At 64.2% G+C, this 12,512-nt stretch carries 13 protein-coding genes; 7 read left to right on the forward strand and 6 right to left on the reverse strand.

Features of this window, described 5'->3' with window-relative positions; translation table 11 throughout:
* The 3 genes from FJ980_RS26880 to FJ980_RS26890 form a co-directional block, all read left to right on the forward strand.
* The coding region (locus tag FJ980_RS26880) for a universal stress protein (RefSeq protein ID WP_140546705.1) at positions 1-476 on the forward strand (476 nt) is incomplete at its 5' end.
* Positions 477-616: 140 nt separating this feature from the next.
* Entirely contained in the window at positions 617-2,938 is a 2,322-nt protein-coding gene (locus FJ980_RS26885; RefSeq protein ID WP_181181312.1) for an amylo-alpha-1,6-glucosidase, read from the forward strand.
* Positions 2,939-3,084: 146 nt separating this feature from the next.
* On the forward strand, positions 3,085-3,654 hold the full coding sequence (locus tag FJ980_RS26890) for a NifU family protein (RefSeq protein WP_140546707.1): 570 nt from the start codon (positions 3,085-3,087) through the stop codon (positions 3,652-3,654).
* Positions 3,655-3,812: 158 nt separating this feature from the next.
* Here FJ980_RS26890 and FJ980_RS26895 read toward each other — a convergent pair whose 3' ends face one another.
* On the reverse strand, positions 3,813-4,430 hold the full coding sequence (locus FJ980_RS26895) for a L,D-transpeptidase (protein ID WP_140546708.1): 618 nt from the start codon (positions 4,428-4,430) through the stop codon (positions 3,813-3,815).
* Positions 4,431-4,657: 227 nt separating this feature from the next.
* Between FJ980_RS26895 and cueR the strand changes: the two genes are divergently transcribed.
* Positions 4,658-5,062 (forward strand): Cu(I)-responsive transcriptional regulator, encoded by a 405-nt coding sequence (gene cueR / locus FJ980_RS26900; RefSeq protein ID WP_140546709.1) that lies wholly within the window; start codon positions 4,658-4,660, stop codon positions 5,060-5,062.
* Between the two features lie 6 nt (positions 5,063-5,068).
* On the opposite strand, the gene FJ980_RS26905 is transcribed toward cueR, so the two are convergent.
* A complete protein-coding gene (locus FJ980_RS26905; protein WP_140546710.1) occupies positions 5,069-6,034 on the reverse strand; it encodes a helix-turn-helix domain-containing protein in 966 nt (321 codons plus the stop codon).
* A gap of 314 nt (positions 6,035-6,348) precedes the next feature.
* On the opposite strand from FJ980_RS26905, the gene FJ980_RS26910 reads away from it, so the two are divergent.
* On the forward strand, positions 6,349-7,062 hold the full coding sequence (locus FJ980_RS26910; RefSeq protein ID WP_246676567.1) for an outer membrane beta-barrel protein: 714 nt from the start codon (positions 6,349-6,351) through the stop codon (positions 7,060-7,062).
* A gap of 9 nt (positions 7,063-7,071) precedes the next feature.
* Here FJ980_RS26910 and FJ980_RS26915 read toward each other — a convergent pair whose 3' ends face one another.
* A complete protein-coding gene (locus tag FJ980_RS26915; protein ID WP_140546712.1) occupies positions 7,072-7,542 on the reverse strand; it encodes a nucleoside deaminase in 471 nt (156 codons plus the stop codon).
* Positions 7,543-7,667: 125 nt separating this feature from the next.
* On the opposite strand from FJ980_RS26915, the gene FJ980_RS26920 reads away from it, so the two are divergent.
* Together FJ980_RS26920 and FJ980_RS26925 are read left to right on the forward strand one after the other, a co-directional pair.
* Entirely contained in the window at positions 7,668-7,919 is a 252-nt protein-coding gene (locus FJ980_RS26920; RefSeq protein WP_140546713.1) for a hypothetical protein, read from the forward strand.
* 83 nt (positions 7,920-8,002) lie between these two features.
* Positions 8,003-8,503: an MmcB family DNA repair protein gene (locus FJ980_RS26925; protein ID WP_181181313.1), complete on the forward strand. Its 501-nt coding sequence runs from the start codon at positions 8,003-8,005 to the stop codon at positions 8,501-8,503.
* A gap of 26 nt (positions 8,504-8,529) precedes the next feature.
* Here FJ980_RS26925 and nhaA read toward each other — a convergent pair whose 3' ends face one another.
* From nhaA to FJ980_RS26940, 3 genes are all read right to left on the reverse strand, one after another.
* Complete coding sequence (gene nhaA / locus FJ980_RS26930; RefSeq protein WP_140546715.1) at positions 8,530-9,720, reverse strand: Na+/H+ antiporter NhaA; 1,191 nt, start codon at positions 9,718-9,720, stop codon at positions 8,530-8,532.
* 328 nt (positions 9,721-10,048) lie between these two features.
* Positions 10,049-10,612 carry an ActR/PrrA/RegA family redox response regulator transcription factor gene (locus FJ980_RS26935; protein WP_140546716.1) on the reverse strand — a complete coding sequence of 188 codons (564 nt, stop codon included), beginning with the start codon at positions 10,610-10,612 and terminating at the stop codon, positions 10,049-10,051.
* A 230-nt stretch (positions 10,613-10,842) separates the two neighbouring features.
* Positions 10,843-12,168: an ActS/PrrB/RegB family redox-sensitive histidine kinase gene (locus FJ980_RS26940; RefSeq protein WP_140546717.1), complete on the reverse strand. Its 1,326-nt coding sequence runs from the start codon at positions 12,166-12,168 to the stop codon at positions 10,843-10,845.
* Positions 12,169-12,512 lie beyond the last annotated feature (344 nt).

A 12,512-nucleotide genomic window follows, 5' to 3' on the forward strand; every position in this document is an offset into this window, starting at 1 on the left:
TCAGCCGCGAAGCCGGCCATCGCCGCAAGTTCCTGGCGATCATCGACGACACGCCCGAATGCGAGCGCGCCGTCGCCTATGCCTCGAAACGGGCGCAAAGCACCGGCGGCGTGCTGGTGCTGCTCTACGTCATCGAGCCGGACGACTTCCAGCACTGGCTGGGCGTGGAAAAGATCATGCGCGAGGAAGCCACGGCGACGGCGCGCGCGGCGCTCGACGGCTACGCCAACAAAGTGCGCCAGCATGCGGGGATCGAACCGGAGCTGGTGGTGCGTGAAGGCAAGCCGCCGGAAGAAATCCACAAGCTGATCGAGGAAGACCAGGACATCGCCATCCTGGTGCTGGCCGCCGGCGCCGGCAAGGAAGGCCCAGGGCCGCTGGTCAGCGCGGTCGCCGGCCGGGGAGCCGCCTTCCCGATCCCCGTCACGGTGGTGCCGCAGAACCTGTCCGACGAAGAGATCGACAGCCTGGCCTGACTTGCAGGGGCCTTCCGGCCGGAGCCGGGCTTGCCTGAATTCGCGGCGACCCAAGCCAATCCAAGAACAATGCTACCCTTGGCCGGCATTTGCGGCGCGCCATTTGGAATCGTCATATGCGACATTCCAATGGAGAGCCTGTGGACAAGCCAACGCAGAAGGCAGCCCGAAGCGGAAGATCGAGGGCGAAGAGCAAGGATGGCGGGGCGTCGGCGCAGCCGCGCTCGGCGCCGGCACGAGCCCAGGAGAAAGCCCGGCAGGCGCCTCATGCGCAACAGGAGCGCAAGCAGCGCGTGCTGGCCAAGGGCCATCCGGCGATGGTCGACAGCATCGCCGGCGCGATTACCGTCAAGAACCTCGACATCTATTACGTCATCGCCTCCGACGCGCAGATCCCTGTGAAGGACGGGCACGGTTTCGGGCTCTATTTTCACGATTGCCGGTTCGTCGGGGGCTATCAGATGACCTTGGCAGGTCTGGCGCCGGTCGTCTTGGCCTCGACCGCGCAGAAGGGTTACGCGGCACTTTTTGAACTGACCAACCCAGACCTTCATTCCAAGCAGGGCCGGTTGATCCCCAAGGACGAGCTCGGCATTCGCTGGGAACGCATCCTGGATGCCGACCAGACATGCGTGAGGGAAACCGTGACCGTCCAGAACCTGGGACACGAGGCGCACGACTTTCCGCTGACCTTGCAATTCGGCGCCAGCTTCGAGGACATCTTCAACGTGCGTGGGCTGGTGCATCAAAGTCTCGGCAGGGCCGAGCGTCCCGCCTGGCGGGACGGCAGGCTGCATTTCGTCTATCACGGCGCCGACCGGCTCCGCAGGATGGCGACGATTGCGTTCTCGCCCCGACCCGATGCGTCATACAAGACGACGGCCGAATTCCAGATCGACGTGCCGGCGGGAGCCACGCGAACGATCGCGGTCACGATCGAGTTGAAGGAACAGCCGGAGGACGCCGCGGCGGACCGACTGAACCAGCGCCCGGCGGCCACGCTCGACAGCCTTGCCGGCAAACTCCGGACAAACTCCGAAGAATGGCTGGAGCGGCATACGAAGCTCGACAGCGACAGCTTTCTGCTCAACAGCATCATGGACAGATCGCTGCGCGATGTGGCGATGCTGCGCTCGGAGTTGGGAAGCCGTGAATATTTTGCCGCCGGCGTGCCCTGGTTCGCTGCCCTGTTCGGCCGCGACAGCCTGATCGTCGCATTGGAGATGCTCGCCTTTCAGCCTGAGATCGCCGCGCAGACGCTGCGCCTCCTGGCCAGCTATCAGGGAAGCCGGACGGACCGGTGGCGGGAGGAACAGCCCGGCAAGATCCTGCACGAGTTGCGGGTCGGCGAACTCGCGCGCGCCGGCGATGTCCCTCATGCCAGGTTCTACTGCACGGTGGACGCCACCCCGCTCTTCCTGCTGCTTCTCGGCCGCCACGCCGCCTGGACCGGCGATCTCGACCTGTTCCGCGAATTGCAGGCGCCGGTGGAAAAGGCATTGGACTGGATCGCCAAGGCCGGAGACGATCACGGCAAGGGCTATCTGAAGTATCGGAGCATGTCCGCCGAGGGGCTCGTCAACCAGGGATGGAAGGATTCGGGCGATGCCATCGTCAGGGCCGACGGCGACCTCGCCAAGCCGCCGATCGCGCTTGTCGAGGCGCAGGGCTATGTCTTTGCAGCCAAACAGGCCATCGCCGACCTCTATGAGCGCGATGGCGAACCGGGTCGCGCCAAACAGCTTCGCCAGGAGGCCGATGGGCTTCGAAGACGCTTCAATCACGATTTCTGGTGTGAGGAGAAGAGCATCTTCGCGCTCGCGCTTGAAGCGAGAGGCCGGCAAGCCGCGGTCGTTTCGTCAAACCCCGGCCAGGCGCTGTGGTGCGGTATCGCGGACCGCGACAAGGCTCGCCGGTCGATCGCGCGGCTGATGCGGGACGACGTGTTCAATGGCTGGGGGGTGCGTACGCTTGCCGCCTCGGAGCGGCGCTACAATCCCGTCGGTTATCATCTGGGAACAGTCTGGCCACATGACAATGCGCTCGTGGCCGCCGGCTGCAGGCAATATGGCGAGGACGACGCGGCGCTGCGGATCTTCACGGCGGTCGCCGAGGCGGCGATGCATTTTCGCCATCACAGGCTGCCTGAAGCGATGGCAGGCTTTCCACGCGCCGATTTCCAGGTGCCGGTGCACTATCCGGTGGCTTGTCACCCTCAGGCTTGGGCGGCCGGCGCCGTGCCCTTCATGCTGACGGTGTGCCTCGGCCTGGAACCCGACGCCTTCGCGAACAAGCTGCGGATCGTGCGGCCGCGACTGCCCGGTTTCGTGAACCATGTCGAACTTCGCGGACTGCGCGTCGGCAAGGGCAGCGCCGATCTCGAATTCAGGCGAACGAAAACAGGCGCCGAGGTCGATATATTGCAGACGAGTGGACAACTGACCGTCGAAGTTGGAGGATGAGGACTGCCACGGTTCGGATGCCCCGCCATGGCAAAACATTCCGCCAGCCAGCCGTTCGGGCGACGCGTTTCGCTTGAATGTCCAGCCGATAGAGCCTATTTAGAACTATTCCAAACTATCGGCCCGGGAAGGGCCTGGAGATACCCATGTTCATCCAGACCGAATCGACGCCGAACCCGGCGACGCTGAAATTCCTGCCGGGCAAGGAAGTGCTGCGCGAAGGCACAGCCGATTTCCGCAACGCCGAAGCCGCGGCGGAGGCCTCGCCGCTGGCTGGCCGCCTGTTCGAGATCCCGGGCGTCACCGGCGTCTTCTTCGGCTATGATTTCATCACTGTGACCAAGGACGGTCCGGACTGGCAGCACCTGAAGCCGGCGATCCTCGGCGCCATCATGGAGCATTTCATGTCCGGTGCGCCGGTCATGGCCGCGACCGCTCCGGCGAGCCAGGCCGGCGAGACCGGCGAGTTCTATGACAAGGCCGACGAAGAGCTGGTGCTGACCATCAAGGAATTGCTCGACACGCGCGTGCGCCCGGCCGTTGCCCAGGACGGCGGCGACATCACCTTCCGCGGCTTCGAGAATGGCACCGTGTTCCTGCACATGAAGGGCGCCTGCGCCGGCTGCCCGTCATCGACGGCAACGCTGAAGCACGGCATCCAGAACCTGCTTCGCCACTTTGTTCCGGAAGTCCAGCAGGTCGAGCAGGTCGCCTGAGAACCCACTTCGCCGACCGCTTCGTGCGGCGAAGCAAATTCCGATCCAAGACGCAAAAACAAAAAACCGGGCCCCAACAGCCCGGTTTTCTGTTTTTGGACGTCTTGTTGTTGCCTAGACGGTCCGCTTGCGAAAGCTTTTGGCCTCGGCCTTCGTGATCACATCACGATGACCTTGGCGCCGACCGACGTGCGGTCGTAAAGATCGATAATGTCCTGGTTCATCAGCCGGATGCAGCCCGACGACATCGCCTTGCCGATCGAGAACCATTCGGGGCTGCCATGCAGGCGGTAGCCCATGTCGCCGCCCTTGTTGAAGAGATACATGGCGCGCGCGCCGAGCGGGTTCTTCAGGCCCGGCTCCATGCCGCTGGCGAATTTGGCGAGCTCGGGCTGGCGCTTGATCATCTGCGAGGGCGGCGTCCAGGTCGGCCATTCGCGCTTCAGCGCGATATGGGCCGTGCCGTGCCATTCAAAACCCTCCCGGCCGACGCCGATGCCGTAGCGCATCGCCATGCCGTCGCCCTCGATGAAATAGAGGAACTTGTTCTGCGTATCGACGATGATCGTGCCCGGCCTTTCCGACGAGTCGTACCGCACTTCCTGGCGGTGGTACCTGGCGGGGACCTTCTCGATCGGGATGCGCGGCAGTTGATAGCCGGCATCGGTCATCGCGCCATAGTTGTTGGTGAACATTTGCCCACCGATGGTGCTGCACCCGCTGATCGCGGTCGACAGCGCAAGAGCGGCGAGGATTGCAAATGACTTCAAGCGCATGAAAAGGTCCGACGCCCCGCCTCTATACCAGCGGCACGAGTCGGCCGCTTTGTTGCCACCATTCATGCTGGCATTTCTTTTGCTTGCCAAGCGCGCACTGCTTATATGCAGGACCTTACGCGCCGGTAAGTGCCCGACTGCGGCATTTTCGCAACAGGCCTTACAGGATTGTGAAGCAAAATCAATGGGGCGACTCGGAGAGCCGCCTGCGATGCGAGGAGAGCGCCATGAATGTCGGTGATGCCGCCGAGCGTTCCGGCTTGCCGGCCAAGACCATCCGCTACTATGAGGAGATCGGACTGATCCGCCCGGCGCGGGCCGAGAATGGCTATCGCGATTATTCCGGCGACGATATCCACCGGCTCGCCTTCCTGCGCCGTGCGCGCAATCTCGGCTTCTCAATCGACGATTGCAGGCAGCTTATGGCGCTCTATCAGGATCGCGACCGCGCCAGCCACGATGTGCGCGAGATCGCCGCCGCCCATGTCAGGGCGATCGAGGAAAAGGTACGCGAATTGCAGTCGATGCGCTCGACGCTTCAGAAGCTGATCCACGCCTGCCACGGCGACGACCGCCCGGACTGCCCAATCCTGGACGACATGGCGGGCGCGGCGGACCAGGTATCCGCCTGACAGAAACTACCCGCCGCGATATTGCGTGGGCGAAGCGCCGAAGCGGGCCCGGAACCGCCGGTTGAAGTAGGACACGTCGTTGAACCCCGCGGCGAGCGCGATGTCGCTTACCTTGGTCGCGTCGTTGCGGATGTCCGACAGCATGGCGCATGCCTTGCGCAGCCGAAGCTCCAGCACGCGCTCGGCAAAGGTGCTGCCACTCTCGAGCAGAAGCGTGTTGAGATATCGACGCGAAAGCCCGACGGCGCGAGCGACCATCTCCGTCGACAGCGCCGGGTCGGCGAAGCGTGCTTCGATCACCGCCACCGCCTCGCGCAGCCGCGCCGCGCGCAGCCCGCGGCCGGTCGCGATTTCCGCGGCATCGCCCTTGGCCCCCAGCGCCAGCACGATCAGATCGGCCAGCGCCGCCCCGGCCTGCCGCGACAGCGCCGGCTCCGCGTCAACCTCGTCGGATTGAAGCAGGAAATCGATCGTGCGTTCCAGATGCCGCACGGCGGGGTTTGCCGGGTCGAGCCGCGTTACCGGGCGGTCGTCGGCACGCGGCACCTGTCTCAGCAACGAGGCGCGGGGGATGGAGGCCAAGATCCAGGAAGTGACGCCGTTCGTGAAACTTTGGCAGGGTTGGGCGACGTTGTAGGCGATGCCGTTGCCCCGCTGCAGCGACAGGTCGCAATCGGCAACCGACCATATCTGCGGCTTGGGGCTGCGGTAAAATCCCACGAAGATATCGTCGCGGTCGTTGGCGACATGCCGGCGGGTGCGCACATAGTACTCGGTCGTGGTCTCGAACAGGCCGACGCGAAGCTCGCCGAGGAAGCGCATCTTGGTCGCCGTCGCGAACCGCTTGTCCTCGGCATGCCTGATCTCGGCATCGCCAAGCTGCTCCATCCACATGTCGCGCCAGAGGCGAAAGCGATCCTTGTCGCTCAGATGCGCTGGCAGGCTGTCCGACGAAAAATCGATCTTCTGCATTGGCGGAAATCTGTTTGCCCCGCCTTCAGCCTAGCACGGCCGCCACAGACTCGGATCGGCAAAAAAAGAGGCAATCAGGCCGCCCAGTCCAATTCCAGAGCCACCCGGTCCAAGCCGCGATCATTTGGGTCGGCGCTCGTTGCAGCGGCGCCACATTGCGAATCGATTTTCAAACCCAGCCCGCCCATCCAATGCCGGAGCCCGTCGGTCCAAGACGGTAGCCGCGAAATCAGCCATGGCTGCACGGGCCAGGATCAAACTTCGAGGACTTTTGCATGAGACTTTTGTGCGCGGCCGGAATCGTCATCGTGAGCATGTTGCCGCCGGCGGCAATGGCGGCCGACATGAACGCCGCGGCGCAAGAACCGGCCCGGGACTGGAGCGGGTTCTATCTTTCGGCAGGCGGCGGGTTCGGATGGTGGAGCGCTGATCAGTACACGGATTTCGGGGGCTTTCCCGCGCCCGGACCATCCGAGGGCACCTCGGGCAACGGCGGCTTCGGCACGGTAGGTGGCGGCTTCGACTGGCAATTTGCTCCCAGTTGGGTGGCCGGCGTCTTTGCCGACGTTCAGTTCGGCGACATCAGGGGCACGATAAGGGCGCCCTTCGAGCAATATTACGGCACCACGAGCAACAGGCTGAACTATGCTGCCGGTCTTCGTCTCGGCGTGCTCGCAACGCCAAACGCGCTGATCTATGTCAATGGCGGCTACAGCCATGCCGAGTTCACCGGTTCAGGCCTGAACCCGCTTCCGCTGCCGCCCGCCATCAATGTCGCCGGACAACACTACGACGGCTGGTTCGTAGGCGCCGGCATCGAAAACTCGCTCGACTTCACCGGTATCTCCTCCCCCAGTTGGTCCATGAAAACCGAATACCGTTTCGCCAACTACGGCCGTAAAAACGCGCAGATGTATGTCGTTCCCACCGGCGTTCCGGACAACGCGATCGCGTTCAAGCCAACGGTGCAGACGCTTTCGTTCTCGCTCGTCTACCGATTCAACGAGGCGGGAAGCACCGGCTTCTGAGAAACTGCCTCAGCGCTTCCAGAAATCGCGGTGCGGAGCGAGCATCTCGTCCGCGATTTCGGGAAAGGGGCCGAAGACCTCGATCTTTTTCTGGCCGGAGGCGAACACAGTGCGCGAGGCAAGGTTCATGGTCGGGTTCTCCGCGTGATCGTCGGTGAGCGCCAGAAGGCTGGTTTCCTCGACCCCGTAGACCAGGCGCCCGATATTCGCCCAATACATCGTACCGGCGCACATCGCGCATGGTTCGAAGGTCGAGACCAGCGTGCATTGCCAGAGGAACTCCGGCTCATAGGCCGCTGCGGCGCGGCGGGCCAACTCGGTCTCGGCATGGCGCACCGTGTCGAGATTGCCCTGCCGCATCAAAATGCGATCGTCCGGCCCGACCAGCACGCAGCCGAACGGATGATGCCCATGCGCCGCCGCCTCGCGCGCGACGGCATCGGCGGACCTAAGGTGGGCGAGCATCTGGTCGCGGGTCATGGGAGAATTCCTTTCATGGCGAGATTGCTGCCATGAGGCATGACCAGCAAGGCTAATCTTCTCGGAACCACGGCTCAAGCATCTACTTGGCTTTGCGCTCCACCCATTCCTGGCTTGGTGCTATTTTGACGATCACGCACAATGAGATTGCCGGCATGACTATCCAGGAGGACATCGAACGGGTCGAGCAGCATATCCGCGAGATCGAAGAGCGGATCGAGCGCCAGCGCGCGGTCATCACGCAGGCCGAAGAAAACGGCCTGCCGACCGACGGCCCGAGCAACTTCCTGTGGTTCCTGAAAGAGGCATTGAGCCTGAGCCGCGATCACCTGGCCAGGCTTCTGGCGGATGAATTTCGAGCGGGGGACTCGCAGTAGCGGGCATCGCCTCAGAATCGACCCGACAATCGCCGGCCTGATAGGGGTTCAAACCGTGAACAAAATCTGGCATGGTGCCTCCCATGCCACTCGTTTCCCCGATTCCCCTTAACCCGTTGATCGACGGCCGCCAGTCGGAGCGCGCCATGCTGGTGCGGCGCGGCGTGCAGCGGCTGCTCACCGAAATGGGCGCGCATATGCTGCCGGAGCTGTCTTTGGCCACCGGGCGGCGCGCCGATCTCGTGGCGCTGACCAGGCAGGGCGATATCTGGATCATCGAGATCAAATCTTCGATCGAGGATTTCAGGGTCGACCGCAAATGGCCGGACTACCGGCTGCATTCCGACCGCTTCTTCTTCGCCACGCATCCCGGCGTTCCCCAGGACATCTTCCCCGAGGAATGCGGCTTCATCCTCTCCGACGGCTATGGCGCGGAGATCCTGCGCGATGCACCCGAGCACCGCATGGCGGCAGCGACGCGCAAGGCGCTGATGCTGCGGATTGCCCGTGCGGGCGCCGCGCGGCTGCTGGCGGCCGAGCTTGCCGGCGTGGCGGTGCCCGCGCTGGATAGCGAGAGCGAGTAGTGCCGGGCTGGGCGTCGCGGCCCCACCTAGTCCACCTCCTCGTCCACCCCACTCGCCGCCGGCGCCATGAGCAGGATGGCGGCGCCCAAGAGGGCGGCAATCAGCGAGCCGGCGAGGATGCCGACCTTCACCGCGTCCTGCAGCGCCGGGTCGCCGGCGAAGGCAAGCAGGCCTATGAACAGGCTCATGGTGAAGCCGATGCCGCAAAGCAGCGAAATGCCCAGCATGTGCAGCCAGCCGGCATTGGCCGGCAGGTCGGCGAGGCCAAACCGGATGGCCATGGCCGAGGAGCCGAAGACGCCGACCAGCTTGCCGAGCACCAGGCCGGCGGCGACGCCAAGCGTCAGCGGCTCGACAAGCGCTGCAAGGCTCAGGCCGCCGAGCGAGACGCCGGCATTGGCGAAGCCGAAGATCGGGATGACAAGGAAGGGCACCAGCCCATGCAAGCCGTGTTCCAGCCGGTGCAGCGGCGAATGCTCGAGATCATGGCCGATGCCGGGAGACCGCTCCAGCGGGATGGTGAGCGCCAGCGCCACGCCGGCGAGCGTCGCATGCACGCCCGACTTGAGCACCAGCACCCATAGCAATGCGCCAAGCAAGAGATACGGCCAGAGCTTCATGGCCCGCATGCGGTTGAGCACGACGAGCAGCGCGATGACTGCGAAGGCGGCGGCCAGATAAGCGAGTGACAGGCCGCTGGTGTAGAACAGCGCGATGATGATGACGGCGCCGAGATCGTCGATGATGGCCAAAGCGGTGAGGAAGACCTTCAGCGAGGCCGGCACGCGGCTGCCCAGCAGCGAGAGCACGCCGAGCGCGAAGGCGATGTCGGTGGCGGTGGGGATCGCCCAGCCGGAGATCGCTGCCGCATTGTCGCGGTTGATCAAGACATAGACCAGCGCCGGCACCGCCATGCCGCCGGCGGCGGCGATGCCGGGCAGCACGCGGCGCGGCCAGGTCGAAAGCTGTCCGTCCAGCATCTCGCGCTTGATCTCGAGCCCAACCAGCAGGAAGAACACCGCCATCAGCCCGTCATTGATCCAATGCGATACGCTGAGCGGCCCGAGATAGGCGTGCAGGACGGCGAAATAAGTTTCGGCCAAAGGCGAATTGGCGACGATCAGGGCAAGGGCTGCGGCCATCATCAGGATGATGCCGCCGGCGGCCTCGCCGTCGAGGAACTCACGCAGGATCGATTTCGGCCGCTTATCTTGCATGGTCGCTCCGTCCCGTCACCCGGCCTGTCGACCGGAAACCTATAACCTAATGATGCGCAGCCCGGCTGGCGAAGCAAGCGTTCGAGTCCACATTGACAGATCACCTGCTTCGGAAGTTGGCCGAAACGCCCGTCGCTTCGTCATCCACGGGCGAAGCAAGGAGCGAAGCGACGCGGCGCAGACCCGAGGATCCATTCCGTGACGTCAGAGCGTTGCGACGGTGCAGAATTCCGCTCCGCTGCGTTCTGAGGCCGGGGTCACGGAATGGATCCTAGGGTCTTCGCGACGGAGCTTCGCTCCTGCTTCGCCCTAGGATGACGACGCTGGTTCACCGCGGCGCGCGCTTTGCCAGTATCCGCTGCAAGGTCCGGCGATGCATGTTCAACCGTCGCGCCGTCTCGGAGACGTTGCGGTCGCACATTTCGTAGACGCGCTGGATGTGCTCCCAGCGCACGCGGTCGGCCGACATCGGGTTTTCCGGAGGCGCGGCGCGCTCGCCGGAGGTGCGGGTAAGCGCGGCGAAGACGTCGTCGGCGTCGGCGGGCTTTGACAGGTAGTCGATGGCGCCGAGCTTCACCGCCGTCACCGCCGTGGCAATGTTGCCGTAGCCGGTCAGGATGATAGCACGGGCGTCGTTACGCTTTTCGCGGATGACTGCCACGACATCGAGGCCGTTGCCGTCGCCGAGGCGCATGTCGACCACGGCATAGGCCGGCGGATGAGCGCGCGCCTTGGCGACCGCCTCTTCCACGCTCTCCGCCGTCTCGACCACAAAACCCCGGGTCTCCATGGCCCGGGCAAGCCGGGTGAGGAACGGCTTGTCGTCCTCGACGATGAGCAAGGAGGTGTCCTCGCCCTCGACCATTGCGCCCGTAGTTTCGTCTCCGTTCATCTTATCGGCATCCTACCGATCCAAAGCGCGCCGCGCCGAGACCCATTCTGGCGAAGCCCCTTCAAATCCTTGTTTCCGGGCATGTCGACTTCCTGAAATCGCTGCACAGTTTTGGGCGACATGCCTCACTTTCACGCAGATACAGTCCTGCAAGAGCAATGTCCAATTTTTAGAGCCGGCAACAGAGCTGCCATGCGGTAAATGCAAGGTTTACGCTATCCAACCAAGGTTTAGGCATTGTCGAACATTGTGGCCGAGGCCTGGTCCTGGTTGAGGAAGACGCCGCGCGGCCAGGCGATCTGCACCACCGCGCCTTCGCCCAGCCCGCTCGAATTGCGGAAATCGATGGTGGCGCCCGACCGTTCCAGCAAGGTCTTGGCGATAAACAGCCCCAGTCCCAGGCCGCCACCAGCCTCGGTGCCCTGGCGCGTCGACACATAGGGCTCGCCGATGCGGTCGATGATCTCGGCCGGAAAGCCCGGCCCGTCATCGGTGATCGAGAAGATGACCTTCTCATTGTCCCAGCTCCAGCTGACAGTGACCGACTTGCGGGCGAAATCGACGGCATTCTCGACCAGGTTGCCGAGCCCATAGATGACGCCGGGGCTGCGCTGGCCGACCGGCTCGGGGCCGATGCGCTCGCCGGGCCGCAGCCGGATCGAGATGCCGAAGTCGCGATGCGGCGCCGTCACCTCCTCGACCAGCGAGGTGAGCGGCATGCGCGACAGGTGCGCTTCGCCTTCCGAGGAAAGGCTGGTCAGCCGCTTCAGGATTTCGCGGCAGCGCTCGCTCTGCGAGCGCAGGAGCTTCACGTCCTCGCCGTATTTCGGGTCCTTGCCGAGCGCCTTTTCCATCTCCTTGGCGACGACGGTGATGGTGGCCAAGGGCGTGCCGAGCTCGTGCGCGGCCGCAGCCGCCAGCCCGTCCAGCGCCGACAGATGCTGCTCGCGCTGCAGCACGAGCTCGGTGGCGGCCAGCGCGTTGGCGAGCAGGCGCGCTTCCGCCGCCACGCGGAAGGCATAGATGGCGGTGAAGGCGATCGAGGCGAAGACGGCCATCCACATGCCGGCGACATAGATGAACGGCATCGGCAGAGGCGCGTGCTCGTACCAGGGCAGCGGCAGGTGGAAAAACACCAGCAGCGTGGCGGCTATCATGATCAGCGCGCCCAGCACCGCGGTCATGCGCAGCGGCAGCGAAGCGGCCGAGATGACGACCGGCACGGAAAGCAGCACGCAAAACGGATTGGTGAGGCCGCCGGTCATGTAGAGCAGGCCGGTGAGCTGGACGCCGTCGAAGGTGAGGATCGCGAAGGCCGAAAGCGGGGTCAGGCGATGCGCCGCCGGATAGCGGAAGGTGAGCCACAGGTTCATCCAGGCCGAGCAGGCAATCAGCGCAAAGCACATCGATACCGGCAGCGGGAATTTCAGGCCATAGGCGACGACAAGCACGGTCAGGCTCTGGCCGACGATGGCCAGCCAGCGCAGACGGATCAGCGTGTTGAGCCGCAACCGCTGGCTTTGCTGGGTATCGGGCGCGCGCAGGATGTTGATCATCGACTTACGATTATAGCCGCGAGAGGGTAAGCGCTAGTAGCCCCATAAGAGCGACTTGGCCGGTTGACAGCAGGTATTTCATCGTTTTCTCGGCCCTTGGCCGAGGCTTCGCGACTTCGTCATCCACGGGCGGAGCGACGCGAAGCGGAGCGCAGACCCATTCCGTTACCTTGACCGTAGAATGCAGCGGAGCAGAATTCTGAACCGTGGCAACGCTCGGAAGTCACGGAATGGATCCTCGGGTCTACGCGCGTCGCTTCGCTCCTTGCTCCGCCCGTGGATGACGACGTGATGGGCGTTTGTGCCAATCGCCCACCTACGCCGTCCGCTAACGCGAGCTGGCC

The sequence above is a fragment of the Mesorhizobium sp. B1-1-5 genome, assembly GCF_006443065.1.
Taxonomy (GTDB): domain Bacteria; phylum Pseudomonadota; class Alphaproteobacteria; order Rhizobiales; family Rhizobiaceae; genus Mesorhizobium.